The following is a 26,326-nucleotide window of genomic DNA, read 5'->3' as shown; positions in this document are numbered from 1 at the left end:
ACGTCATGTCCCTCTTTCCTGTAACGGCGTTCGAACAGCCCTGTATCCCGATTCAATATAAAATAGGCCGACATTGGATTAATCAGTATACATTGTGAATCACATCCTCAAAGTCCGGTTCTTTCATCTCGATATCGTCAATCTCTCCCCACTGCTCCAGTTCCTTCAGAATGTCCATCGTACGCCACTCCTTCCGATTCACCAATGCAGTCAGCACCCGGTCGTCCATGCTTGTAACCTGAATGGCAGAAGGCAGCGTGTTCGGCAGCTGAACCTGTTTTCGGAAGGCGACACGAATCATGGTAGGAAGGCCGATCGTATCCCGTAGGGAGGAGATTGTACCGTCATACGTCAGCTGCCCATGATTAATGACCATGACACGGCTGCACAGCTGTTCGATATCATCCATATCGTGGGTGGTGAGCAGAATGGTTTTGCCAAACTCTTCATTTAATGTGCGCAGAAACTGGCGAATATTCCGCTTCGCATTCACATCCAGCCCAATCGTGGGTTCGTCAAGAAAAAGCAGTTCGGGATCATGCAGCATGGACGCTGCCAGATCGGCCCGCATGCGCTGCCCGAGGGAAAGCTTGCGAACCGGAGTCGCCCAGAATGATTCAAGATCCAGCAGTTCGGCGAACTGGGACAGCCGTTTCTTTTTGACCTCCGGACTCACGCCGTACATCTCTGCCAAAATATCATACGAATCCTTCACCGGTAAGTCCCACCAGAGCTGACTTCGCTGTCCAAATACGACCCCGAGTTGGCGAACCGTCCTGCGCCGTACCTCATGCGGATTCATCCCGCCAAGCAGCACCTCACCCCCCGTGGGGTGAAGAATGCCTGTCAGCATTTTGATCGTGGTGGATTTGCCAGCTCCATTGGGGCCAATGTAACCTACAAATTCCCCCTGCCGGATATCAAAGCTGATATCACGCACCGCTTCTTTGGTCACATACTGACGTGAGAACAAGGTGCGTACCCCCGAGAAGCGGCCTTCCCGCACAACAGGGGTTTTGAATTGTTTATGCAGGTTGCGTGCCGTAATCATATTCATGTGTATTTCGCCTCCTCCGTTAATGTATAAATAAATCGTTCAATGTATAGAGCTTCTCTAACTACCCGTACTTTGGTATTTGGTCATGCCGAACGCCCAGAATCGCAAACTGGCAGCTAAACATGTCACTGCTACCGTAGCAATGACGGCCAGCACCCATACACCGCCTTCACCGCGCAGCAGGTAGAGAGAGGGAATGTAGTTCACGAATCCAACGGGAATCGCAGTCAGCAGGAGGCTGGACATCCATTTGGGATAGAGAGTGAGTGGATATTGAGCCGCTGTGCGGGCGGCATCCTCTGTAATGACCTGCAGCTCCTCGATACGCGTCGTCCAGAAACCAAGAGTCGCTGTAGCGAGTCCGATGGAAAAAAGAATAATGGCTCCCGTTACAATAATAAACAGAGAGAGTGGGATGACCGTCCAGCCGATCTGCCCGCTGTGCATCATGCCCGCCAGCGACCAGCACAGAATGAATCCGCCCTGAAGCACTTCACCGATCATAATGCGGAAATTTTGCGGCATCAGTGCAAGCAGGACTGGCATCGGTCGTGTCAGCAGTTGATCCAGCTCACCACCTACCAAATATTTCTCCAGATGATGCACCTCATTACCGAATGTACGGTACAGCGTTTTGGATAACGTCATAATGGCGAAGAGGTAACCGATTTCATGCAGCGACCAGCCCTGGATTGCGCCAAACTTGTGCAGCACCAGTGCGACCATCAGAAACTCGGAGATTTGAATAAGTGCGGCGAGAATAGACCCCAGCACGAAATTAAACTTGTACTGCATCCGGCTGCGGATGCTGGTTCGAATGAGTATTTTATATAAGTGGAACCAGGAAATTGGCTTCATCCGCCCTGCACCTCCACTTTACGACGTAACACTTTGGTAATGGCAAGACAGAGCAGTGTCATGAACACACACCAAAGCAGGGTTCCCCACAGCAGGGAGCCATCTTCAAAACCAAGATAAATTCGGGTGGGAACATAGAGTAAAAATGGATAAGGAGACAGCCAGGCCAGTTGTTCCAGCCATGTTGGAAGCCATTCAAGCGGGATGAAGAAACCGGCCATCAGGTTCATCAGAGCATGATTAGCCCAGTGAAGCCAGGACGATTCCGTAGTCCACATAGAGGTTGCGCCGATGATGTAGTTCATACAGATGGATAAGTATGCTGCGCCAGCAAGTGCAAGTGCGGACCAGCCTATTGCAGCGGCCTCCGAAGGCCATTTTAGGGAAAAAACGAGAGAGTAGAGCAGGTAGATCGGCAGGCTTTTGTACACGAATTGGTAGGCGATCTGCCCCCATTCACGTGCCATCAGGTGGGTGAACAGATGAACGGGACGCATGAGGTCCAGCGCAATCTGCCCTGTCCTGACACTAAGCGGAATGCCCAGTCCGTTCGTCAGGAAACCCGAGATCCAGAGTGACGATTGCGTGAAGGCGATGTAACCGATCATTCCCTGTACCCCGTATTCTCCGAGCTGATGATCGGCCCCGATGCCGATCCAGAGACAAGCATACATGTAACCAAACATGGCGCTTGCCAGGTTGTGTACCATGTGTGCCCCGCGATATTGCAGGTTTCGGGCGTAGGCTTTGGAAGCGAGCGTAAGATAAAGCATATGACACCTCCGATAAGTGGATTGAACGGCGGACCCGTTCACTTCAGTCAAGGCGAAAAAGAGAGAAGGACAACAGCATACCAATATATTCCTTCACAGGCAAGACATTTTTTTAGAGAATACTGGAATCTTAGGGGTTGTTCATGAATGCGCCACAAGACAGGCAGGGAAGAATTCCTTTATAATGAAGAGGTAAAACCACAAGCGGTTACAATTGTGTTTATTCAAATTTAAAATAACCGCCGGGCATGTGCCTGACGATGGGTAGATGATTACCAGCACGAACAATCCGGCAAGAGAGAAGGATGTCATGAAGAAAATTGCATGGGTCACCGACAGCACCAGTACACTGGATTCCGCTTTTGCGGAGCAAAATCATATCTATATCGTGCCGCTGCGCATCGTATTTGGCGAGGAATGTTACCGGGAAACCGAGGAGATCTCGTCCGACATATTCTACGAGAAGCTGGATGCTTCTTCGCGCGCAAGCAGTTCACAGCCGCCGATTGGCGAATTCATTGAACTGTATGAGTCCATTAAGGATCAGTACGATGAGATTATTACGATACACTGCTCCACGGAACTTAGCGGAACGCTCCACACCTCAATGCAGGCTGCGGAGATTGCAGGCGTGACGGTTACCGCAATTGATTCGAGGGCAGGAGCCTATCCTCTTCGCGAGATGATTATGCAGGGCCTGGAGTGGCAGAAGCAGGGATATTCAGCTGCCGAGATTAAATCCAATATTGAGCAGATGATTGAACAGATGTCTTTTTATCTGATTCCTGCCAGCCTTCAGAACCTTCACCGCAGCGGGCGTGTGACAGGAACACAACTGATCATCAGCCAACTGCTCAAAATCCATCTGCTGCTTCGATTTGAAGAGGGCAAAGTCGTCGTTAACGAGAAAATTCGCACCTTCAAACGTACCAAGGAGCGCATGCTTGAGATGCTGAAGAAAGACGTGGAGAAAGTCAAACATGTATGCATTATGCATGCAAACAATCAAGAGGAAGCCCATACGATCAGACAGCAGATTTCGGAACTGCTCCCACGTTTAAAAACAGAAATTATGCCGTTCATTCCGGTAGTCAGCATTCATGCTGGAGCGGGCACAATCGGATTGTGCTGGATTCGCAGTGAGCATGCATAGGCACCCAACGAATCTGGATTGATATTCATAAGCGAGTAAGCAAAATAATTAATCATAAACAAACCTGATCGAGCACACTTGAAGCCCAAGTGCCTGTTTGGTCAGGTTTTTTTGATAGGTCATTGCCAATTTCAGCAAACTGTGAGGTAATGAAGAAAACGGTCTTATAGAACAGCTTCATAGAAAATCTTTTATATCGGAGGGAAGTTGATGTCAAGTCACCGTTTGCTGCTTGTTGAAGACGACCGCTCGATTAGTGAGATGGTTGGACCTTATTTGGAAAAAGAGGGCTTCGACCTTACATATGCTTATGACGGTTTGGAGGCAGAGCAGCTGTTCAAAGAGACGAAGCCTTGTTTTGATCTGATTATTCTTGATCTGATGCTGCCCCATCGCAGCGGGATGGATGTGCTGCAGACGATTCGCGCCAGCAGTTTGGTGCCCGTACTTATTCTTTCGGCGAAAGACGGAGAGGTGGACAAAGCGCTGGGTCTCGGTTTTGGCGCTGACGATTACTTGAGTAAACCGTTCTCGCTGATCGAGCTTACGGCTCGCATCAAAGCAGCGATCCGAAGAGCCAATTATACAGCCCAGCCCGCCGAAGAAACTGCACCTCATCAGCGGATAACGATCGGCGGACTTGTCGTGGATATAGAGACGTACGAAGTAGAACGCGAAGGGGAGCCAATTAAGCTGACGTCCAAAGAGTTCGGTATTTTAAAATTGCTTGTAACTCATCCCGGCAAGGTGTTCACAAAGGCACAGATCTATGCATCCGTCTGGAATGATCATTACTACGGAGACGAAAATATTATTAACGTACATATGCGCCGCTTGCGGGAAAAGCTGGAGGTTGATCCTTCCGCTCCACGTTACATCAAGACATTATGGGGGATCGGATATAAGCTGGAGGCGGAACAGGTATGATCATTATGCTTTGGCTCCTTTCTTTGTCTACAGTGCTGCTTGTATGTATAGCTGCCTTGCTTGGGCTGAGGCTGCGTAAACGCAGTACGCACCTGAGCTACATCCATAACAAAGTATCAGGGATTCTGGAGCAGGGTACGTTTGAACGTTTGCTGGTGTTTGATAGCGACGCGCAGATAAGCAGGTTGTTAAATGACATGAACCGACTGCTTGAGCATGCCCATCTGGCTAAGGCTGATTATGCTAACCAAGAGAAAGAGATGCGTAATATGCTCTCCAACATTTCACATGATCTGAAGACCCCGCTTACGGTTGTACTCGGCTATAGTGAAACGCTGCAGCACAGCTCATCCCTGACGGATGAAGAACGGAGAGTCATGACGGAGAAAATACAAGATAAGGCACAGGAAGTGCTGCGGTTAATTCATTCCTTTTTTGACCTCGCCAAGCTTGAATCCGGAGACCGTGAGCTGGAAGTAAGTCGTGTGAACATCAGCGAACTGTGCCGGGTGAAAATGTTATCGTTTTATGAATTGCTTACGAAGCTGGGACTGCATGTCGAACTGGACATCCCTGAACAGGACGTATTTGTAAGGGGGAACGAAGAAGCGTTGGATCGGGTGATGGATAACCTAATTACGAATGCCATGAAATATGGAGCCGACGGGAAAGTGCTGGGAATATCGATACTAAACCGTAAAGAGGGGCCGGTTACAATTCAAGTATGGGATCGGGGGAAAGGCATTCCCGAAAAAGAGCACAGCCGTGTCTTTGAGCGAATGTATACGCTGGAGGATTCCCGTAATCGGATGTATCAGGGCAGCGGCTTGGGCTTGACAATCACGAAGCGGCTGGTAGAACGAATGGGCGGACGTATTGACCTGCACAGCGTGCCGCATCAGCGTACCGTATTTTCCTTTACGTTAGAGGGGATGTAGGACGTTAAATGTCGAGCAGAAAAACTTGGAAAAGCGGAGCGTTCACTGAAAAGTTTTCTGAAAGAAATCAGCATCGGAAGCATATGCTTATCACCTGATTTCTCCCTTTCTAGAGGGAATCAAAAAAAATCTGGAGATACAATGTGGGGCGATTATTCTGCCATCGAAGTGTCTTTGTAAATTAGTGGGGTATCAACTTAAGGTTTTTGTAAGATTTGATTAATAAAAAAGCAGACTTTTTTCTTTACAATACAGATATAAGAACCCGAGCAGGGGACGTAAAGGAGAATGGCCAGATGAGTTATATTGCACGGACCATCAATCTAACGAAGGTGTACGAAGGGACAGAGGTTGTATCCGGCGTTCATATGAATATTAAACAAGGCGAGATTTATGGATTTCTGGGCCCCAACGGAGCAGGGAAAACAACATTAATGAAGATGTTAACCAATCTCGTTAAACCTACAGCGGGTGAGATCGAACTTTTTGGCGAAAAGCTGAACCCGAATTCATATGAACTGTTGAAACGCATGGGCAGCATAATCGAGTATCCCTTTTTCTATGACAAACTGTCTGCTAGGGAGAATCTGGACCTTCATTGTGAGTATATGGGTTTCCCGAACAAACAAATGATTGGCAAACATATGGAGATGGTCGGTTTGAAGGATGCGGGCAGTAAACCTGTGAAGGACTTCTCTCTCGGTATGAAGCAGCGGCTTGGGCTGGCTCGTGCACTTATAACGACTCCCGAGTTGTTAATTCTGGATGAACCGATCAACGGGCTGGACCCGGTCGGTATCAAAGAGATGCGTGAACTCTTCAAAAGGTTAAGCACAGAATATCGTATTACCATGCTCATCTCCAGTCACATACTCGGTGAAGTGGAGCAGGTTGCGGACACGATTGGCGTCATCCGTCATGGAAGGCTCGTAGAGGAAGTATCCATGGAAAGCATTCGCGGCAATCACACCGATTACATTGAAGTACAGGCTGCGGATCCCCGCAAAGCTGCCTACGTAGTAGAACATTTGCTTCATCTGGACAATTACAAACTGTTAGATGAGCAGACGCTGCGTATTTATGATCCGGGTCTTATCCCATCCGATCTCAACAGTAAGTTGGTCCAGCACGGTGTTGCGGTAGAGTCGATATCCAAACGATCGCATTCTCTGGAAGAGCACTTTATGAGTCTGATGAAAGGGGATGATGACGCTGCTTAAACTTATCCGTCTGGAATGGCGCAAGCACCGCTTTGCCCGTAATTTTGTGGGTGTGGGTATCGCCAATATCAGCATTCTTCTATTCATTATCCTGATTGGCATTACAGAACGAGGGGCTGCAGATTACGTCCTGGCGAATTACCATGACGCCTTCATCCTGATTGATACCATTGCCCGAGCGGTATTTATCATATTCGCAGGTTCCCTGATATCCAAATTAATCATTAGTGAGTACCGGGACAAAACGATGAATGTCATGTTCACCTATCCGATCAAGCGGCATAAAATTATCGCTGCAAAGTTAATACTGGTATTTATATTTACTTTCGCAATGATTATGTTTACAGATATTCTGATGGGGACTCTTCTGCTGGCTGCGAATCAATATTATGGCTTTATTACCGAGCCGCTGGGGTCGGCAGCGTTGGGGCAGCTGGTGCTTAAATACACGATCAGTTCACTCTCTGCAGCTGCGATGGCTCTGATTCCCCTATTCTTCGGTATGCGCAAGCATTCGGTAACAACTACAATGGTTGCTTCGGTTCTCCTTGTTTTCATTGTGTGCTCCGGTTTCGGCGGCCCTACAATGTCGCTCAACGATATCATCGTTATTCCGTTGACCTTAGGAGCGATAGGATTATGGATTGCTGCACTTTCCATGGTACGGCTGGAGACCAAAGATGTGAATTAAGACATAACTTCTTTTCCTTCTGAAAACCACGCGCTGCATGGCTTGACATGCCATTGACATCCGCACGTACAAGGGATAGGATAGTGTCAACTGAAACACGAAGGAGATTAGAACGACCATGACGATTCCTAAAACATTGACCATCGCAGGTTCAGATACGAGCGGCGGTGCTGGTATTCAAGCGGATTTAAAAACATTCCAGGAGCTGGGTGTATACGGAATGACCGTATTAACAACGGTTGTTGCGATGGAACCTGAAACATGGGATCACCAGGTCTTCCCTGTAGAGTTGAATGTGGTCGAAGCTCAGCTTCGTACTGTTCTGGACGGCATTGGCTTTGACGCCATGAAGACAGGCATGCTTGGTTCTGTTGATATTATTGAGCTTGTCGCCAAACATATTCGCCGCAGCGGTCTCCCGCAGATCGTTATCGATCCGGTTATGGTCTGCAAAGGCACGGATGAAGTGCTGCAGCCGGAAAATACAGAAGCGATGATCGAGTTTTTACTGCCGGGGGCAGACCTCGTCACACCAAATCTGTTTGAAGCTTCCCAACTGGCGAAGAGCGGTCCGATTCGTTCCAAAGAGCAGATGGAAGCCGCCGCAGCTGCCATTCATGCTCATGGTGCCAAGCATGTTCTGATCAAAGACCGCGGTGTAATTAACCCGGGTAAAGCGATGGACTTGCTCTATGACGGAACAAACGTTGAATGGTTTGAGGCTGATGTTGTCGGCTCCGGGTATACACATGGTGCAGGATGCACAACCTCCGCTGCGATTACGGCAGGTTTGGCTCGTGGCCTATCGGTGAAAGAGGCTGTACGTGAAGGAAAAGCGTTTATTACCAAAGCGATTGCTGGCGGGTTCCCGTTGAACCGCTTTGTTGGTCCTACACTGCATGCTGCACATCGTTTGGAGCACCAACGTTAATCATCGTTCACAATGAGCCTGTTCTTCACAGGACGGCCTGCAGCGCAGCGTATGCTTTTAATAAGCATATCCGGAATTTCATCTTAGGAGCGGTCAACAAACAGTGTACTGCCTGTTGGCTGCTTCTTTTTTTATGCTCATTTTGATAAAAAATAGTAACTTTTGGTATATATTAATCGTATATATGGTGAAGCAGATCTCTGAATGGATCTGGATTTATATGGATGCATCTGGACACATGAACGACACATGAAGCAGGTATGTTAACTTTAGTAATCGAGAAGGAGAGTCGGTCATGATCAGAACCGTGCTTCTGGTAGAAGACGAAAGCCGCATTCGCGAGATTGTGGCCGATTATTTTATAAAAGAACAATGGCATGTGATTGAAGCTGAGGATGGAGTACAGGCGCTGGAACAGCTGGCGCTGCATCAGGTGGATCTAGTCATACTGGATGTATTAATGCCTGAAATGGATGGCTGGACATTATGCGGTCATATTCGCTCTACTTCTGCCGTACCTATTATCATGCTCACCGCAAAGTCCGAGGATGATGACAAAATCCACGGTTTTCAATTAGGTGTAGATGATTATGTTACCAAACCGTTCAGTCCCCGGGTTCTCGTCGCGCGGGCGGAGACATTGATGAAACGTGTGGAAGGCGCGGTAGGACGTGAGCAGGGGGCGATCCGCTTTGGCGGGGTCACTCTTGATCCTTGGGCCAAACGTATAGAGAGAGACGGGGCCGAGGTGGAGCTTGCACCAAAGGAATATGAGCTGCTTCTCTATCTCGCTCGGAATGCAGGTATTGTCCTATCGCGGGAAGCGATATTGAATCGGGTATGGGGATTTGACTTTGAAGGTGATTCCCGAGTGGTGGACACACATATCAAGAAACTCCGCAGCAAATTGGGGGATGAAGCCAAGTGCATTCGGACCGTGATTGGTACAGGATATCGTTTTGAGGCGGAGGCATGAGAAGAAACGGCGTAACGATGAAGCTGTTTCTGGTCATGGCCGGGTTCCTGCTCCTGCTGTACGGAACAACGGTACTTGCCCAGCTGATCTGGTTCCCCGATTTTTACCAGCATCAGAAGATCACAAGTATGAAAAAGAAACTGTCCAAGTTTGAACAGCAGTATTCCGCGAGCCACTGGAATGATCTGCAGCTTGCCAAAGAAACAGGCAGGTTCATGCGCCAGAATCAGTCCCATCTCGTTATTTTGACGAATACAGGCAAACTGGTAGATGATCCCTTTCACATTACACTTCTTCAGGAAGACGGCAAGCGTGTGAAGGTTTCCCTATCTCTGTTCATTAATAGTGAGAACGCAGGCTGGATCAGGTCTCATCTGAAGTTTGGGCAAAAACTCACCGTAAAGGGGCCATCCGGCAATCTGGATCAACCTGAACCGATGGTATACCCATTCAAAATTCAGGATGCGGCTTCTGCCGCATGGGGAACGGAGACCTTTCAGGAATCACTGCTGCCGGTTCAGGAATGGACCGGGGTATTAACAGAGGTTGTGCTGCCTGACCTCGCGACCTGGAGTCAGCGGCAAGGACTGCTTGTGCAGGCTCTCGAAAGCCGGTTCCCATTGTCATCGGAAGATCAGCAGACGCTGTCTAACGGTAACATGATTAATGAGGAATGGACGGACGGCTGGAGCGGTGTCCGCAATGTGATTACGATTGCTCCGGTGCATCGTGCCGGTTCAGAGCAGCAGTTGATTTTTTCTCTCACCTCACTTCAGGAGATGCGGGAAGCGAATGAAGCGACTCGTTTATTTTATGGATACTTCGGCATTGGTGCTTTTGTTTTGATTCTGCTGCTTGCGCTGCTGCTGTCTCGAATTATTACAAAGCCGCTTCTTGCTCTGAATCATGTGGCCAAGAAGATGTCCACGCTGGATTTCACGGTGAAATCACCGATCCGGCGCAAGGATGAGATTGGCAGCCTTTCCGATAGTCTGAATGCATTATCAGGTACACTTGGTCAAACATTGGAGGAACTTAGACAGGCCAATGAACAGATGCGTACCGATATGGAAATGAAGCAGCAGATTGAACAGCGTCAGCGTAAGTTTTTTGCCGATGCCTCTCATGAACTCAAGACGCCTATCAGCATTATTAAGGGATATTCGGAAGGGCTGAAAGACGGCGTAAGTGAAAACAAGCGAGAACGCTACATTGAAGTCATTGTAGACGAAGCTGTCAAGATGGAGACGATGGTTGAAGAGATGCTGGATCTGGTGAGACTTGAATCTGCTGCGATTCAGCTGAATACAGGAGCGATTGCCCTGGCAGATATGATTGAAGATATTACCGGGCGTCTCGGACCTCAGCTGAAAGGTAAAGGACTTGAAGTTGTGCTTGTTTCCACAACGGAGCAGACCGTTGAAGGCGACCGAAGCAAGCTGGAGCAGGTATTTTATAATATTATGATGAATGCTATACGTCACGCGGTTCCGCAAACCGATATAATGATTGAGATTAGCAGACATGAAGGATCTGTCCACGTTACGATTGAAAATAAAGGTGAACATATTGCGGAAGAAGAACGTCAGTATATATGGGAGAGGTTCTACCGTGTAGAACGTTCGCGCAATCGCAAAATGGGAGGGACCGGGCTGGGCCTGGCCATTGCGAAGCAGATTCTGGATCTGCACGGGTGTGGTTATGGTGTGGAGAATACACCGGATGGCGTACGTTTTTATATTACATTTCCTAAAGCCTAGTATGAAAGGAAGTTAAATCTTATGAAGTCTTTACCATCCATTTTAACCTTGGGTAATTTAAGTTCGGGGATGCTTGCAGTCATTATGGCGATTCATGGGGAGTTCGCCTTGGCTGTGACGATGATCTGGGTAGCGATGTTCTTTGATCTATTCGATGGATATGCAGCGCGCAAGCTTCATTGCGAAGGGGAATTTGGCAAGGCACTTGATTCACTGGCCGATGTCGTTTCTTTCGGGACAGCTCCTGTGCTGATTTTATACCTTAACTCAATGACCGAAGTCGGTTTCCTGGGTATGGCGTTGACAGCATTGTTCCCCGTGTGCGGAGCACTTCGTCTTGCACGGTATAACTGTCAGAAAACACCCGTTAGTGGTTTTGTCGGAATGCCGATTACCTTCGCAGGTGGGCTGATGTCCTTCTTCGCTCTGTGGAGTCCTTATTTTACTCAGGGAGTAGCATACCTCGTTATTGTTGTATTATCAGGTCTTATGGTCAGCCAAATCCGTTTCCCTACACTGAAGCAGCTGCTGCCCTCTCATGAGAAGGATATTGTGGAACCGAAATAAGGAGCGAGTCGAGTATGGAATTTGCTAAAGAAATTATTAGTCAATATGGGTATTTTGCAATATATGGATTACTCGCTCTTGGCGTCATTGGACTGCCGATACCGGATGAGGTGCTGATGACCTTCGTGGGTTATCTCGCCTCCATCTCGGTTCTGAATTATTGTGTATCCATTGCTGTTTGCTTTGGCGGGGCGTTTACTGGAGGCATACTGAGTTATACCATTGGCAGAAAAGCAGGCAGGCCCTTGTTTGATAAGTATGGCAAATGGATAGGGATCAATGCCAAGCGATTCAGTAGGGTAGAGACCTGGTTTCTCAAGTATGGATCCTGGTCTGTTATTCTCGGTTACTTCATCCCAGGTGTTCGTAATCTGATGTGCTGTTTCTCTGGCATGAGCCGCATGGGGATGGGCAGATACGTAATTGTTTCAAGTATTGGTGCCTTTGCCTGGTGTGTCGTGTTTATTTCGATTGGTTTCTATGTAGGTGTATTAACGTAGGTTGGACAATCTGTGCAGGGTGGACAGATTATGTTCACTTCGCTAAAAGATTTCCGGTTCCCAGTCGCCGCATCCGGCATCAGTAAGGGATGCAAATTATAACTCAGGATAGAAGACCTCTTGTGCGTAAAGTGGTCTTTTTTACTGTCTATTTTTTTAAAAATAGCCAATGCCAACTCCAACTTAACTCCACAATTACCTAAGCCAAGCTAAGTGGACCTCAAGACGATTTAGGACTAGATTAAGCTGAGTCGAATGATTTCTTCAATCTTAACCTAAGCTCTTTAAAGCCCCCTAATCCAATTGGACACTCGAAGCTACCTCAGATACACTAAATGAAATGAGGAGAGTGTTCATGAAAAGACGATTTAGATGCCCAGTTGAGGCGAAAAAGGAGTATGTCGTAGAGGTGCTTTCTGGCCTTCGAACGGAGGTCGTGGCACGAAAGTACGGCATGTCTCCTAAAACGCTGACGACTTGGGTTCGTCAATACGAAGATGAGGTGGGGGAACTGGTGGCTAAAAAACAAAAAGAAACGCAACAAATACAGCAAGACGCAGCCAACTATCAAGAATTACAGGAGAAATACGATGAAGCTTTGAAACTTCTTGACGCAAAAGAATTAGAAAACCAGATTCTCAAGGATCTCGTTAAAAAAAGTACCCCGACTACAAACAGCGATAGTTTGGATTGAGCGAGGATATCCTGTCCGTACGGTGCTCCAGATCTGCGATGTTCCTCGCTCAACATATTATTATCACTTGAAACACCCTGAACGCCAGCAACCCATAAGTAGCGGAAGAAAAATCCCTGGATACCCTTACAACCAGCAAGGGAAACGTATTTCGGACACTCGGATTGTCGGGTTTCTTCGCCGTTTGATTCAAGGGCCAGATGCGGCATTTGGCTACCGAAAACTAACCGTGTTGTTGCGCCGAAAATACAACCTGGTGATTAACAAAAAGAAGGTGTACCGACTCTGTAAGACCCTCGATATCCTTCTCCCTCAGCGCGAACGAATCCATACCGCACTGAGGAAAGTGGCTAATAACCGGGTGGTGAATGGGCCTAACCAATTGTGGCAGATGGATATCAAGTACGGTTATGTTGCGGGGAAACGCCGGCACTTTTTCCTCGCAAGTATTATTGATGTCTTTGATCGTCGAATCGTCGCTCACCATCGAGGTAAAGCCTGTGACACGCAGAGTATCCTGAGCACCATCCAGCAGGCTCTGTTGACTTGGCGTATCCCTAAACCAACCCAAAGCTCGTGATTCGTACGGACAACGGCCCTCAGTTTGTGAGTAAGGCTTTCTATGCTTTCTGTGAAGAAGCAGGCTTGGAGCATGAACGGACACCCATTCGAACCCCAAATAAGAATGCTTTTATTGAATCGTTTCATAGTGTTCTGGAACGAGAGTGTTACCAGCGACATTGCTTTGAAAGCTACGAAGAAGCTTTTTCCGAAGTAGATCGCTATATTCGTTACTACAATAAAGATCGCATTCACGGCAGTTTGTACGACTGGTCGCCAACAGATTATTTACGTCTGGTGGACGAAGGAACCATAGCGCCTAAATCCATTGCGTTATGATGCGTCAATTTGAGAAAGAGCTAGCTAGTGTCCAATATTAAGGGGTTGAACCGAGCTAAAGCTGGACCAAGGGCCAAAATCGTAAGTGAACTAAAGCTAACTCGACCCCAAATATATCCAAGTCAAACCCAAGTCAAACCCAAGTCAAACCCAAGTCAAACCCAAGTATACTTAAGACATAGCCTGTCCAAACTACACAAACCACCCCAAAACGACCCTGAAATTCCGAATATTGAGTGAAGTACGTTTACCAAAATTCTAACGATTTCAGATAACCTTATTTGGGCGATATAGTGCTGTATGAAATTGTAACGATCCCCAGGAAGCTTATTTCGGCCAATTACCAAGAAACAGCCCCGGTTTTCCCATCCAATGATCCAAATAAGATCTCCTGAGATCGTTAGAAAATAATTGAGTGCATTATACCCCAAATAGCGTCTCTGGAAATCGTTAGAAAGAATTACTATAGGCACTTCTGTAGACAACTGCATCCATGCACTTTTCTCTTATGATCGTAAAGCGTAAGTCCGATACCTTTTATTACCGCTCGCAGCATATACGATCTGTTGGTCCAGCAGATTGCGGAGAATTTTTCGGGTGTGAACGTTAGAAATTCGCAGATGTGCTGCCAGCTCTGAAGGTGTAAAAGGGCGGACTATACGTCTTGCGTATCGGACTGCTTCAGCATCCAACCAGTTCAGGGACGGAGGTACATCTGCAGACACGAATTTACCTATGAAAGCCAGCACCAGCTGCTGACACTGTTTCGGTTCGTCTTTGATGGAGAGATAGGCAATTGGTAGAAAAGTCCAGTCTTCCAGCGTTAAAAGACAATGGCGCCAGCACAAATCCTTGAAACGCCTCACATCGAGATCACGGGCGTGAGGCCCATAGCCTTGAATTTCGATGCCCCCCTTCACGCCATTACCTGGTAAATAGGCTAGGTCCAGATAGCGATAACCGTTGTGAAAGTCCCGAACCTCCCATTCAGGGTAAAGATGGTTAAAGTTTTTCATTACAGGAAACCAGACAGAACGTAGAAATTCCAACGTTCCATGTTCAAGTCCATGTTCGATGCGGGACCGTACCCGTGGGTTTGTTTCTTTGGCAATCAGTGCTGCCATTCAACTCCCATACGCCTCATCAAAATCATAACTCATCTTGCTCATCCAATGACCACCCCCATAAATTTAAAAGCAAAAAGCCGCTCTGCCCCATTCAGCCTCCACAGGGGAGAGCTGGAAAATGGACAAAGCGGCGTGTACTCCACGACCGACATTCTTTCGTGTCACAAGTGACTAAAGAAATTACGATCACTTTATAACTATCATACTCGATTTACAGAAGTAACGCACTACACAACATGTGTAACTCTCATCACTGAAATGTTAACTATTACCTGCATCTACTTTTATCATGTTCGCTGCAAACTGATCTGTTCCATGCTGAGGATTTACCCATCCTGATGAGACTCTTCGATCCCGCGCTCCACACGACGGTCTCCCTTTTTACGGGCAAACGTGATCTTAAGCAGCGGTGGGGTGACTAGAGTGGTGACAATAACCATAATAACCACGCTGGTGAAATATTCAGCATCAAGCAGACCTGACGCAAGTCCAGTGGAGGCAATAATGAGAGCAACTTCGCCTCTGGAAATCATGCCTGCCCCGATGGCAATCGAAGAAGAACGGTCAAAACCGGTTAATCGGGCACCGATACCTCCGCCAAGAATTTTGGTCAAAATGGCTACAATGCTGATGACGATGATCAGGCCAATCTGAGAGCCCACACCCTCAAAAGTTACATTTAGTCCAATGCTGACGAAGAAAACGGGGACAAATACACTGTATGCGATAGGTTCCACCTTTTGCTCCACCTCATGTTTGAAGCCGGTTTGAGATACAGCAATACCTGCTGCAAATGCACCGATAATACCGGCAACGCCCATCCATTCTGCAAAATAAGAGAAGCCAAAGCAGATAATTAGTCCTGCCGTAATGACAGTTTCCGTAACGCGCAGCGGGGCCATCCATTTCATAATACGCGGCACGAGCAGCCAGCCTGCTGCAGTGATGATAACGAAGAACAGCAGCTTTTTACTGATCAGCCAGGCAATGGACACATCTCCGCCCCCCGTTCCAAGTACACTCATCATAACGGCGAGAAGTACAACGACGAGTACATCATCAACTACGGCAGCTCCCAGAATGGTTGTACCTTCACGAGAACTGAGCTGGTTCATATCCTTCAATGTCTGTACGGAGATACTTACGGACGTGGCACAGAACAACAGACCAAAGAACAGCGCATGAGTCTGTGACATCCCAAAGGCTATTGCCGATCCATATCCCCCGATAAAAGGTAAAATAACTCCGCCCACTGCCACAGCGAAAGCGGACTTCCAGTTTTTTTTCAACTGCTCCAGGTCGGTTTCCAGACCTGCAATGAACATAAGCAGCAGTACGCCGATCTCGGCCATGTAATGCACAAAATCACTTTTCTCCACCCAGCCAAGCAGGGCAGGTCCAAGAATAACACCTACAATAAGTTTTCCCAGCACCGATGGCTGGCCTAATCGAACGGACAGATCACCTGCAAGTTTGGTGAAGATTAAGATAAGGGCAAGAACGAGTACAAATTCCACAGTCGGTTTCTCCTCTCTGATCGCGGCATACTTAGAATATCCTTTCCAAGGGAAAACAACCCGTCCCAGCCGGTCTGCAACAGACAAAAGGCATGGAACAACGATAACAAGTTACCGTTCCATGCCTAAAAAAGACAAAGAGGGGCCCTTGGTGACAGGCTCCTCCGTAGTCGACGCGTATGTGATTAAGTGCATTAATTATAACACATCTGCCGACTTGGGTAAAATAGTACTCGGGCAAAAAGGGATGAAAACGGCCTTCAACGGGCATTTATACGTAAAGGCCGCATTTTTTGTTCAGAGTGTTGTCACTTAACAGCCCTGATTCGCCGAGATATAATGATATAGAACACAGAAAGTTAGGATATGAGGAGGATTTTGCATTGGCTAAAAAGGAAAGAGGGGATCTGGACATGTCATCCAATCAGACGACCCCGACCAGTAATAAAAATTTCGCAGGTATCATTATTACCATCTCCATTCTTGCTAACGTTATCATCCTGTTACTGTTTTTTGCACCATCGATCGGTTATAAAGGCGACGTCACATTTGACATTACTGTGCTGCCGCGCTTTAACGCCGTATTTAACAGCTTTACCTTTATCTTTTTGCTTGCGGCACTGATCGCGATCATCAAACGTAACGTCAAGCTGCACAAGCGCTTTATTTTAGCGGCATTTTCAACGACGCTGCTGTTTCTGGTGACGTATCTGACGTTCCACTATCTTTCCCCGGAAACGTCCAAATTTGGCGGCGAAGGAATCGTTCGTTCCATCTACTTCTTTATTTTGATCACGCACAGTATTCTGGCTGCGCTGATTGTACCGCTGGCGCTGTTTACCTTGGTATGGGGCTGGACGAACCAGCTTCAAAAACACCGTAAAATTGCACGCTGGACCATGCCGATCTGGCTGTATGTCAGCTCCACAGGGGTAGTCGTTTACCTGATGATGGCACCTTATTATTAATTCTATTTCACGGGTTTAACCATTCACGTCATGTATTTTTTCGAAAGAAGCTGTACCTGGGGTTAGCAGATACTAATACGGCTGCTGTATAAGTTTGCTGGATCTGTGGTTGATGTATCCAAGGAAGGAGGGGCACGTGATGTACAGAATAGTATTGATTCGCCATGGACAGAGCATGTGGAACGTGGAAAACCGCTTTACCGGATGGACTGACGTGGATCTGACTGAGGATGGTTACGGGGAAGCGCGTAAGGCGGGGAAAATTCTGAAAGAGCAGGGGTTTGATTTTGACTGTGCTTACGCCTCGGTACTGAAACGTTCCATCCGTACATTGGATATTGCGCTGGATGAGATGGACTTGATGTGGATTCCGATTGAGAAGACGTGGAAGCTGAATGAGCGCCACTATGGAGCGCTGCAGGGATTGAACAAACAGCAAACTGCCTTGAAATATGGAGAAGACCAAGTCCATGAATGGCGGCGTTCGATTAACGTATCACCTCCGGCTCTGGATGAGAATGATGATAGATATGTGCAGGATTTGGACAAGTATAAGCGACTTGGCTGCACGATCCCGCGTACTGAGAATTTAATGGATACGTCCAAGCGGGTACTGGAGTACTGGGAGGCAGAGATCAAACCGATGGTTTCGGCGGGAAAAAGAGTGCTGATCTCCGCGCATGGCAATACGCTCCGTTCCCTTGTCATGCATCTGGACCAAATGTCCGAAGCAGACGTGATGGCGCTCAACATCCCGACAGGCATTCCGCTTGTCTATGAGTTGAACGAAGAGCTTCACCCGATCGGTCATTTTTATCTGACCGCCGATGGCTCAACTTACAAACATGAAGAGATGAGCCATGCAGCTCGACCATCCGACTGAATCAAAGAACAGCTCATACAGGCTCGCGTAACGGAGCACAATAACCAAGCAAAGATGATCACCGAACCATTCTTCATTCGGTGGATCATCTTTTTTGTACGGTTAAACCGAAGCATCAGGGGTGTACCTGTGAGAGAGAGATTTATTTTTTCAAAGGCAGGCCTTGGTATCGTTTCGTTTGCGCTGGATCGGGTAAAACTCAAACAAGACACAACGTACATTAAACCCTAAGGAGGAGAGCTGCATGTCAAAACGGAAATTGCTTATGACAGCCCTAGGAGCTGGTGTGACGTATTTGATGAGGAATAAGCAGGCCCGAGATAAAGTGATCAGCACGGTATCCAATATGGTGAAAAAGAATGGATCATCCGCTCAGAGCGCCAGACCGCGAGCAGAGGTTAACAGCAGAGAGTGGAAAAATTAAGGCAGCGGCGTGATATACGATCGCGGCTATGTATGACTGTGGATCAAACCTGGGACGATGATTCCGGGTTTTTGTTTTGCAGGCTGCCGGGTTAGATACTGCGCTGAGAATGCGATTTTTACCAGGAAGAATGATACAATGAATACTTGCAGAACGTATGGAGGGAGATGCACTTATGGAAAATGGTCGTATGGACACAACCATGAAAAGAAATCGTTTGGGCACATCCGATTTAATGGTGGGGGAGATCGGACTGGGCTGTATGTCGCTCGGAACGGAACTGAACTCTGCGGTGAAATTGATTCACGAAGCTTTGGACCATGGTGTCAATCTGCTGGATACAGCGGACCTGTACGATGCTGGGCGAAACGAAGAGATTGTGGGACAAGCGATTAAAGGCCGCCGGGACCAGGTTATTCTTGCTACGAAAGTGGGCAATCGCCGGATTCCTGGTAAAGAAGGCTGGTCATGGGACCCGTCTAAAGCCTATATCAAACAGGCTGTGCATGAAAGTCTCCAGCGTCTGCAGACTGATTATATTGATTTGTATCAGCTGCATGGCGGCACACTTGATGATCCAATCGATGAGACCATTGAAGCCTTTGAGGAATTAAAGCAGGAAGGACTCATTCGGTATTATGGCATTTCTTCGATCCGTCCGAATGTCATTCGGGAATATGTAGAGAAGTCATCGATTGTCAGCGTGATGAACCAGTACAGCGTAGTGGATCGCAGAGCCGAAGAGGAAGTGCTGCCTTTGCTTGAGGAAAAAGAGATCAGTGTCATCGCCCGTGGTCCAGTTGCCAGCGGTGTGCTGGCTGATTCGGGAACAGAGAAGGCGAATAAAGGTTACCTGGATTACACGCCCAATCAGCTGCACCATATTCGCCAAGGGATGGCTCGGCTCGTTACAGATGACCGCAGCATGGCGCAGACAGCTATCCGTTATGCACTGGCTCACCCGGCTGCAGCTGCTGTCGTACCTGGAGCCAGCTCCAGAGCGCAGCTGCTGCACAACATTGCCGCAGCTTCGTCGCCACCACTCACCGCAGCCGAGGTTCAGGTCATTCGTGAGCATACTCCGGCTAACCGATACACACAGCATCGCTGATCGATTCGCTGCCTGTTTCCAAATGTAACTTTTTAAAGTACAATAAAGACAGGCGGCAGGAAGAGTAACGTGGACCAAGTTAGACTGCTGCATACAATAGGTAAACATGAACTAGAATGATATAAGGAGAGAACTCATATGGAAAGAATTCAAAGTGAACAGCAATACCTCGACCTGATTAACTCAGACGGTTTAACCGTGATCAAATTTGATACAACCTGGTGCCCGGACTGCAAAAACCTGGATCGCTTTATCGGTGATGTTATGAATAAACATACAGACAAATCCTTTTATGCCCTCGATGCAGAACAGTTCCAGCCGTTTGCGGAAGAGAATGGTGTACGCGGAATTCCAAGCCTGCTTGTATTCCAAAATGGCAAGAAGCTTGCACACCTGCACAGCAAATGGGCAAAAACCCCTACACAGATCTCGGAGTACCTGGAGACGCTTGAATCTAAAGTGTAATCGAATATTGATGTGATGAAGATGGATTCATGACGAAACCCCTGCCTGTCTTACGACCAAGCAGGGTTTTTTGAATTATGTGACTTCATTGGACTCACAGTTTGACAATGAACTTACATATTAACCATTTTATTTCCTTTGGGCTTGAGATTTACAAGCAGAATACTGGCAATTATCATAATCAGTCCGGCAACCAAATTGACCGTCACCGACTCTCCAAGGAATAAAACACTGCAGAGCAGTGCAATCAGCGGAATTAGAAAGGTAAAGGACCCTACTTTGCTGGCTTCTCCGTTACTGACGAGTTTGAAGAATGCAAGCCAGCCTAAGGCAATGACAAATACCGAAATAAACAGCATATCCGTTATAAAAGAAAGGCCCCACTGCACATTTCCCCAACTTTCAGATGCTGTCCCTGCCGCAGTGAGTACAATCCCGCCAACCAGAATCGGAATCGCCGTCATCCAGAGTCCATCTACTTTGGTAGAGTTCTTTTTCATGTATATGGTACCCGCAGCCCAGCTTAAAGCACTAAACAACCCAAGTATTACTCCCTCAGGGGATATCTGGCCAGTCATACCGCCGAGACTGATCACAGCTGTACCTGCAAAGCCCAGGAAGAGCCCGGTGATTTTCATCCCATACATTGTTTCTCCCAACCACAGCCAAGCCCCGATCCCGAGCAGTACAGGCTGCAGGAAAACGATGGAGGAGAATAATCCTGCGGGTACCTTTGTCAGGCCGACTGTCTGGAATCCGTAGAAAAAAATGATGTTAAATACCGCAGAGATCGCATAAATATGCCAGGTTTTCCGAAGCTGAAGTGTTTTGTAACGTGGAAGAGCATAGAGTCCTAGGACGAGCCCTCCAATCAGCAGACGCATGCCTGCAAAAAGAAGAGGGGGGGTAAAGTTTAATGCATATTTGGTCAAGGGCCAGTTTACTCCCCACATAAGAACCAGGAAAACCAGAATCCAGCCTGCTTTTGCACGTGATAAAGCCATAGGTCAAACGTCTCCTTTAAAGATACATAGCAAAGACTGCTGCAACCGCATGATCGCTCAATCTATACCATACTTCATGTGAATTCGGATAAGAACAGCGCCCAAGAGGTCTCTCGTTGCTCGCTCCGTGTTCTCCATGATACAATAACCAGCGGGATAATTGAAATGCATGTTAATTATGAGGAGCATACCAAAATAGTTATGAACAATTCACAATTACAGCTGTTTGTTAAAGTCGCCGAGACAGGAAGCTTCACACGCGCAGGACAGGAGATGAACATGACACAGCCTGCAGTCAGCCGGTCCATCTCCTCCTTGGAAAATGATTTAGGCGTTACGCTGATCATACGAGATCGGCGCAATGGTATTATGTTGACGGATATAGGGCAGCGAATTCTGGTCATCTTCCGACAGATTTTACAGCAGTACGATAAGGTGCATCAGGTGGTAGCTGCCGAGAAGGGCCTGGAGATTGGCACGATCCGCATTGGCTCTTTCCCCATGTCATCTGCACATCTGCTGCCCAGAATTATTCGCTCAATCCGAGACAGGTATCCGAATATCGAATTTGAACTGCATGAAGGCAATATTATGGAGATACAGGAATGGCTGCATTCACGTGCTATTGATGTCGCTTTAATCATCGCTACCGACAAGGAAGCTGCGGATATGAACTATGAAACGATGCCGTTATACAACGAAGAGATGCTGGCGGTGTTTCGAGAGGATGAGATATTTGCTAATGAGGAAATGTTACATGTGAGAAAACTGAGTGGACAATCGATGATTATCTGTAATGGCGGTTATGAAGTGCCGATTGTAGATCTGTTTGAACGTGCAGAAGCGGAGCTGAATATCGGCTTTATCGTGCATAACATCAATACCTGTCTTAACCTGATTGAACAGGGACTTGGAACAGCCATTCTGCCTGCCATTTCGCTGTCTTGGCTTCCTTCGGGTGTAAAAGCGCTGCCTACAGAGCCAAAGGCATATCGCTGTATCGAGATTGCTGTACCTTCGCTGATGGAGGCTTCCCCAGCTTCCCGTTTGTTTATAGAGACTGCACAGCAGCTGTACGGATCATAATCAGGGTCTTGTTTAGAATTTGTTCAGTGTCGTTCTGTATACTAATAGAACAAACTGAATATTGGAGTGAACAAGAGCCGAATGAGCAGAGAGATTTTGGAAGAGATGCATCAATTGAGCCATAATAATGATCGAAGGTATCATTTGCTGATGATTGGTGTAAAGCAGTTGTTAAATGAACAGAAGCTGAATAGGTATCGTTGGTTGGGGAGACTGAAGGAACGAAAAAGACAGCGAAGCATACAGGCAGATCGTTGGGAATAATATCGGATTACCTGAACATGCCTAAGTAATGCCAGGCTTACATTGTACATATTAAATTATAGCCAAATGGCGGCCCTGCTTCCGGAGGAAGACAGGGCCGCCATTTCTGCTGATCGGTTTGATGTTGGATAAGAATGGAGATGTGTAACCCCGTTTTTGTTCCATTCATATAAATTACATCATCAGAATCACGAAGAATACTGCTGCCAGTACAAAGCGGTATACAGCGAAGACAGTCAGGCTCAATCTTTTCAGAATAGACAAGAATGTCTTAATTGCCAGCATGGCCACGATGAATGCGGCGATAAATCCAATCGCAAAGATGAGAAAATCATCGCTGTTCAGATGATCAATGCTTTTGTACATATCGTATCCCGTAGCACCAATCATAATTGGAACGGACACGAGGAAGGTGAACTCTGCCGCAGCTACCCGGCTGATTCCGGCAAACAGGCCGCCGGAGATTGTGGAACCGGAACGAGAAAAGCCCGGCCACAACGCCAAAATCTGAAACATGCCTACAGCAAATGCCTGCTTGTAGGTAATATCATCAACATCATGTGTGGTAATACGTGAGCTTTTACGGCTCCAACGCTCAGCTGCGATCATCAGTAGACCACCGATCACAAGGCTGTACAGTACGGTTTGCGGACCAAACAAGTGAGCTTTAATCCAGTCCCGGAACACAAGTCCGATGACGACAGCAGGAACCATCGCCAGAATGATATGGCCCAGATTGAGACGGCGGGAATACGGCCTTTTGCCTCCGGTGAAGCGAAACATATCAATGAATTTGTTCCAGTACAATACAACAACAGCCAGTACAGCACCAAGCTGCACAACCACCTCAAACGTTTTGACTGACTCGTTGTCCTCTGATAGACCCAGCAGGTGAGCTGTCAGAATCATGTGTCCGGTAGAGGACACGGGCAAAAACTCAGTCAAACCTTCGATGATGCCCATAATAATGGATGATATAAAGTCCAATTCTCTTCCTCCTTGAGATGCAGATGACAGCCATAAGGGCCTGTCCTGCTATGACGATGTCTGTCCTTTCGAACAAGACTATCCTCTATTATGCTCAGAATGGTCTCCCACTTCAACTCTATGCTTGTAACCCGGTGTTTAAAACTATATTGACAAAAACCGAGTTATCCCATAGGATATACATTAACTGACTGACTAATCAATCGGGAGGTTTGCAATCATGGCCAAAATCAACGGTTTGGAGCCCGGAGAAGAGCGCCGAGACCAAATTATCCGTATAGCGATGGAACGATTCGCGACCCAGGGGTATCATCAGACCAAAATTTCCGATATTGTTCGAGAGGCTGGAGTTGCTCAAGGAACGTTTTACTGGCATTTCAAGAGCAAAGAGGCCATTGCCTCCGAAATTTTGTTAACCGGCAGAGAGCAGCTGCTGGAGGCGATCGGGCAGGGCTACCGCAAGGATGCGGGATCGGTTGAAGATATGGTGAAGGCCTCGGAGAAGCTGTTTACCGACTTGTTCACCTTTGCGGCGGCGAATCGGTATTTTATGGAGCTGCTGCTTAAGGGAATTGTGACCGAAGCGTCCGTTCAGGCGCTGGTCGAAGAGACTCGCAATGCGGTGGAGACGGCTTTCCGTCACAATATGGAGCGTGCTGTCGAACTGGGCATGCTGCCAGCAGATATGAAAGTACCCCTGCGTGCGGCGCTGCTTGTAAGCATGATCGAGGGTATGATCTCACGCTGGTTGTTTGGCTCGGAGGAGCTGCACAGCCGTTTCCCGGATATAGACGCTGCAGCGTTAGCAGCTGAAGCGGCGAGTTTTGAATTTTACGGCCTTCTTGGTACATAATGGGCAGCGGGGTCGTGGCGTTATTTTCAGGAAAGAGGCAGGAAAATTACACAATTACACGCTTCTTCACATGATTAAGCCAGTCACAGGGAATAATGGAAGCACCAAGAGAACATAAGATGAATGAGAGGAAGTTAACGTCATGAATAACACATATGGAACTAAAATTCGCAAAGGGTGGTCTCTCACCGCAATTCTGCTCATGGTTGTGCTCGTACTGAGTGCGTGCGGCAGCAAGGCTGCGGATAATGGGGACACGAATACGGGCAATACAAACAATGCAGCACAGTCTGGTGGCAGCGAACTGGAACAGATCAAATCCGCAGGTGTGATTAAAGTCGGCATGATGGGCACGTATCGTCCGTACAACTTCCTGAATGACAAGAAAGAAATGGACGGATTCGATGCGGATATCGCACGTGAAGTGGCGAAGCGCCTTGGCGTTAAAGTTGAATTTGTATCTCAGGAGTTCTCGGGTCTGACACCAAGTCTGCAGGCGAAAAAGCTGGATGCGATTATCAGCCAAATGACGATTACGGACGATCGTAAAAAAGTGCTGGATTTCAGTGATCCGTACATCACGAACCAAGTCAAAATTATTGTCAAAGAAGACAACAATGATATTACGAAACTGGAAGATTTCAAAGGCAAAACGATCGGTGTAGGTTTGGGCACTAACGATGAAACGTACCTGCGCAGCGAAGTGCTGCCCAAAGTTGGAGAGTTTACAATCAAAACGTATGATGATGTCATTTCATCCCTGAAGGACCTGAACGCAGGTCGGATCGATGCTACGATTAACAACCTGTATGCTTTGAAACCGATTATCGATGCGAATGGATTCAAAATTAAAGCTGTAGGCGAAGCAATCAAAAGCGACCAGGCAGGGATCGCGGTGCGTAAGGACAACCCTGAGCTTGTCGCTGCATTGAACGATGCGCTGCAAGGCATGAAGGACGACGGCACATACAATACTATTTTCAAAAAATGGTTTGGTGAAGAGCCTGCGCAATAATGAACCGGCAGGGCGAAGGGAAGTTTGATCCATGGAACTGGTATTCGAGAATATCCCCTTCTTTCTGAAGGGGGCTTATTATACGCTGTATGTCACGGTGATCTCCATGTTTTTTGCCTTTATCATCGGGTTGCTGGTAGCTATTGCTAGGCTTAAAGGGCCGGTGTGGTTAAGGCTGATCGCCAGATTTTATGTATCCATCATGCGGGGCACCCCGCTGCTGGTGCAATTATTCGTCATTTATTACGGGCTTGTCGACTATGGTGTAACGCTTGGGTCGCTTACGGCCGCTTGTCTGGGGCTTAGTTTAAATGCCGGTGCGTTTCTTTCCGAAACGTTCCGCGGGGCGATTCAAGCTGTACCGAAAGGGCAAACGGAAGCGGCATACGCGACGGGTATGACTCCCGCACAGGCGATGAGACGTATCATTTTCCCGCAGGCCGTGCGCATTGCCATTCCACCGATGGGTAATACCTTTATTGGCATGCTCAAGGAAACATCGCTAGTCGCTGCTATTGGCGTTACCGAACTGCTGCGTTCTGCACAGCTTTTGGTATCGCAGTATGCAGTCAATATGCCATTTTATCTGGCAATTGGCGTAATGTATTGGATCATGAGCATCGGCTTCTCGGCCATTCTGGAACAAGTGGAGCGCCGGCTGGCCCGGGCTTACTAAA

The 26,326-nt window shown here is 47.5% G+C and carries 29 protein-coding genes; 22 read left to right on the top strand and 7 right to left on the bottom strand.

Going from position 1 to position 26,326, the window contains the following annotated elements; genetic code table 11:
- Positions 1–82 precede the first annotated feature (82 nt).
- The 3 genes from MKY97_RS24815 to MKY97_RS24805 all read right to left on the bottom strand — a co-directional run bounded on the left by MKY97_RS24815 (position 83) and on the right by MKY97_RS24805 (position 2,688).
- Positions 83–1,051, bottom strand: coding sequence for an ATP-binding cassette domain-containing protein (locus tag MKY97_RS24815; protein WP_342556447.1), 969 nt, complete (start codon positions 1,049–1,051; stop codon positions 83–85).
- Between the two features lie 63 nt (positions 1,052–1,114).
- Positions 1,115–1,915, bottom strand: coding sequence for an ABC-2 family transporter protein (locus tag MKY97_RS24810; RefSeq protein ID WP_342552874.1), 801 nt, complete (start codon positions 1,913–1,915; stop codon positions 1,115–1,117).
- Positions 1,912–2,688: an ABC-2 family transporter protein gene (locus MKY97_RS24805; RefSeq protein ID WP_342552873.1), complete on the bottom strand. Its 777-nt coding sequence runs from the start codon at positions 2,686–2,688 to the stop codon at positions 1,912–1,914. The genes MKY97_RS24810 and MKY97_RS24805 overlap by 4 nt, the downstream gene beginning before the upstream one ends.
- Before the next feature lie 268 nt (positions 2,689–2,956).
- On the opposite strand from MKY97_RS24805, the gene MKY97_RS24800 reads away from it, so the two are divergent.
- From MKY97_RS24800 to MKY97_RS24745, 12 genes are all read left to right on the top strand, one after another.
- The gene (locus tag MKY97_RS24800; protein ID WP_342552872.1) at positions 2,957–3,841 is read left to right on the top strand and encodes a DegV family protein; all 885 of its coding nucleotides are present in this window, start codon (positions 2,957–2,959) and stop codon (positions 3,839–3,841) included.
- A 210-nt stretch (positions 3,842–4,051) separates the two neighbouring features.
- Positions 4,052–4,768, top strand: a complete 717-nt coding sequence (locus tag MKY97_RS24795) for a response regulator transcription factor (RefSeq protein WP_342552871.1) — start codon at positions 4,052–4,054, stop codon at positions 4,766–4,768.
- Between the two features lie 5 nt (positions 4,769–4,773).
- Positions 4,774–5,706 (top strand): sensor histidine kinase, encoded by a 933-nt coding sequence (locus tag MKY97_RS24790; protein WP_342556446.1) that lies wholly within the window; start codon positions 4,774–4,776, stop codon positions 5,704–5,706.
- A 296-nt stretch (positions 5,707–6,002) separates the two neighbouring features.
- Entirely contained in the window at positions 6,003–6,926 is a 924-nt protein-coding gene (locus tag MKY97_RS24785; protein ID WP_342552870.1) for an ABC transporter ATP-binding protein, read from the top strand.
- The gene (locus tag MKY97_RS24780) at positions 6,910–7,617 is read left to right on the top strand and encodes an ABC transporter permease (protein WP_342552869.1); all 708 of its coding nucleotides are present in this window, start codon (positions 6,910–6,912) and stop codon (positions 7,615–7,617) included. The genes MKY97_RS24785 and MKY97_RS24780 overlap by 17 nt, the downstream gene beginning before the upstream one ends.
- A 118-nt stretch (positions 7,618–7,735) precedes the next feature.
- Positions 7,736–8,548: a bifunctional hydroxymethylpyrimidine kinase/phosphomethylpyrimidine kinase gene (thiD, locus tag MKY97_RS24775; RefSeq protein ID WP_342552868.1), complete on the top strand. Its 813-nt coding sequence runs from the start codon at positions 7,736–7,738 to the stop codon at positions 8,546–8,548.
- 295 nt (positions 8,549–8,843) lie between these two features.
- The gene (locus MKY97_RS24770) at positions 8,844–9,524 is read left to right on the top strand and encodes a response regulator transcription factor (protein ID WP_342552867.1); all 681 of its coding nucleotides are present in this window, start codon (positions 8,844–8,846) and stop codon (positions 9,522–9,524) included.
- Complete coding sequence (locus tag MKY97_RS24765) at positions 9,521–11,284, top strand: HAMP domain-containing sensor histidine kinase (RefSeq protein ID WP_342552866.1); 1,764 nt, start codon at positions 9,521–9,523, stop codon at positions 11,282–11,284. The genes MKY97_RS24770 and MKY97_RS24765 overlap by 4 nt, the downstream gene beginning before the upstream one ends.
- Before the next feature lie 21 nt (positions 11,285–11,305).
- Complete coding sequence (pssA, locus tag MKY97_RS24760) at positions 11,306–11,851, top strand: CDP-diacylglycerol--serine O-phosphatidyltransferase (protein WP_342552865.1); 546 nt, start codon at positions 11,306–11,308, stop codon at positions 11,849–11,851.
- A 14-nt stretch (positions 11,852–11,865) separates the two neighbouring features.
- Positions 11,866–12,351, top strand: a complete 486-nt coding sequence (locus tag MKY97_RS24755) for a DedA family protein (protein ID WP_342552864.1) — start codon at positions 11,866–11,868, stop codon at positions 12,349–12,351.
- Between the two features lie 355 nt (positions 12,352–12,706).
- A complete protein-coding gene (locus MKY97_RS24750; RefSeq protein ID WP_342552863.1) occupies positions 12,707–13,045 on the top strand; it encodes a transposase in 339 nt (112 codons plus the stop codon).
- 346 nt (positions 13,046–13,391) lie between these two features.
- Positions 13,392–13,625, top strand: a complete 234-nt coding sequence (locus MKY97_RS24745) for a transposase family protein (protein ID WP_342552862.1) — start codon at positions 13,392–13,394, stop codon at positions 13,623–13,625.
- Positions 13,626–14,451: 826 nt separating this feature from the next.
- On the opposite strand, the gene MKY97_RS24740 is transcribed toward MKY97_RS24745, so the two are convergent.
- Both MKY97_RS24740 and MKY97_RS24735 read right to left on the bottom strand, forming a co-directional pair.
- Positions 14,452–15,069: a transcriptional regulator gene (locus MKY97_RS24740; RefSeq protein WP_342552861.1), complete on the bottom strand. Its 618-nt coding sequence runs from the start codon at positions 15,067–15,069 to the stop codon at positions 14,452–14,454.
- A gap of 329 nt (positions 15,070–15,398) precedes the next feature.
- Positions 15,399–16,589 carry a cation:proton antiporter gene (locus MKY97_RS24735; protein WP_342552860.1) on the bottom strand — a complete coding sequence of 397 codons (1,191 nt, stop codon included), beginning with the start codon at positions 16,587–16,589 and terminating at the stop codon, positions 15,399–15,401.
- A gap of 413 nt (positions 16,590–17,002) precedes the next feature.
- Here MKY97_RS24735 and MKY97_RS24730 point away from each other — a divergent pair, with 413 nt between their 5' ends.
- From MKY97_RS24730 to MKY97_RS24710, 5 genes are all read left to right on the top strand, one after another.
- The gene (locus MKY97_RS24730) at positions 17,003–17,557 is read left to right on the top strand and encodes a DUF420 domain-containing protein (protein WP_272039954.1); all 555 of its coding nucleotides are present in this window, start codon (positions 17,003–17,005) and stop codon (positions 17,555–17,557) included.
- A 139-nt stretch (positions 17,558–17,696) separates the two neighbouring features.
- The gene (gpmA, locus tag MKY97_RS24725) at positions 17,697–18,440 is read left to right on the top strand and encodes a 2,3-diphosphoglycerate-dependent phosphoglycerate mutase (protein ID WP_342552859.1); all 744 of its coding nucleotides are present in this window, start codon (positions 17,697–17,699) and stop codon (positions 18,438–18,440) included.
- 244 nt (positions 18,441–18,684) lie between these two features.
- Positions 18,685–18,864, top strand: a complete 180-nt coding sequence (locus MKY97_RS24720) for a hypothetical protein (protein WP_342552858.1) — start codon at positions 18,685–18,687, stop codon at positions 18,862–18,864.
- Positions 18,865–19,066: 202 nt separating this feature from the next.
- Entirely contained in the window at positions 19,067–19,975 is a 909-nt protein-coding gene (locus tag MKY97_RS24715; protein WP_342556445.1) for an aldo/keto reductase, read from the top strand.
- Between the two features lie 138 nt (positions 19,976–20,113).
- Entirely contained in the window at positions 20,114–20,440 is a 327-nt protein-coding gene (locus MKY97_RS24710) for a thioredoxin family protein (RefSeq protein WP_342552857.1), read from the top strand.
- A 113-nt stretch (positions 20,441–20,553) separates the two neighbouring features.
- Here MKY97_RS24710 and MKY97_RS24705 read toward each other — a convergent pair whose 3' ends face one another.
- On the bottom strand, positions 20,554–21,444 hold the full coding sequence (locus MKY97_RS24705; RefSeq protein WP_342552856.1) for a DMT family transporter: 891 nt from the start codon (positions 21,442–21,444) through the stop codon (positions 20,554–20,556).
- A gap of 201 nt (positions 21,445–21,645) precedes the next feature.
- On the opposite strand from MKY97_RS24705, the gene MKY97_RS24700 reads away from it, so the two are divergent.
- Positions 21,646–22,530 carry a LysR family transcriptional regulator gene (locus MKY97_RS24700; RefSeq protein WP_342552855.1) on the top strand — a complete coding sequence of 295 codons (885 nt, stop codon included), beginning with the start codon at positions 21,646–21,648 and terminating at the stop codon, positions 22,528–22,530.
- An 81-nt stretch (positions 22,531–22,611) separates the two neighbouring features.
- Positions 22,612–22,794 carry a hypothetical protein gene (locus MKY97_RS24695; RefSeq protein ID WP_342552854.1) on the top strand — a complete coding sequence of 61 codons (183 nt, stop codon included), beginning with the start codon at positions 22,612–22,614 and terminating at the stop codon, positions 22,792–22,794.
- A gap of 174 nt (positions 22,795–22,968) precedes the next feature.
- On the opposite strand, the gene bacA is transcribed toward MKY97_RS24695, so the two are convergent.
- A complete protein-coding gene (gene bacA / locus MKY97_RS24690; RefSeq protein ID WP_342552853.1) occupies positions 22,969–23,781 on the bottom strand; it encodes an undecaprenyl-diphosphate phosphatase in 813 nt (270 codons plus the stop codon).
- 220 nt (positions 23,782–24,001) lie between these two features.
- On the opposite strand from bacA, the gene MKY97_RS24685 reads away from it, so the two are divergent.
- From MKY97_RS24685 to MKY97_RS24675, 3 genes are all read left to right on the top strand, one after another.
- Positions 24,002–24,634 carry a TetR/AcrR family transcriptional regulator gene (locus MKY97_RS24685; protein ID WP_342552852.1) on the top strand — a complete coding sequence of 211 codons (633 nt, stop codon included), beginning with the start codon at positions 24,002–24,004 and terminating at the stop codon, positions 24,632–24,634.
- Between the two features lie 142 nt (positions 24,635–24,776).
- On the top strand, positions 24,777–25,649 hold the full coding sequence (locus MKY97_RS24680; protein WP_342552851.1) for a transporter substrate-binding domain-containing protein: 873 nt from the start codon (positions 24,777–24,779) through the stop codon (positions 25,647–25,649).
- A 31-nt stretch (positions 25,650–25,680) separates the two neighbouring features.
- Entirely contained in the window at positions 25,681–26,325 is a 645-nt protein-coding gene (locus tag MKY97_RS24675; protein ID WP_342552850.1) for an amino acid ABC transporter permease, read from the top strand.
- Position 26,326: the final 1 nt, after the last annotated feature.

It is taken from the genome of Paenibacillus sp. FSL R7-0652 (assembly GCF_038595045.1).
Lineage (GTDB): Bacteria > Bacillota > Bacilli > Paenibacillales > Paenibacillaceae > Paenibacillus.
The sequence above is the reverse complement of the archived record's forward strand: the minus strand, read 5'-3'. Positions and strand labels throughout refer to the sequence as shown.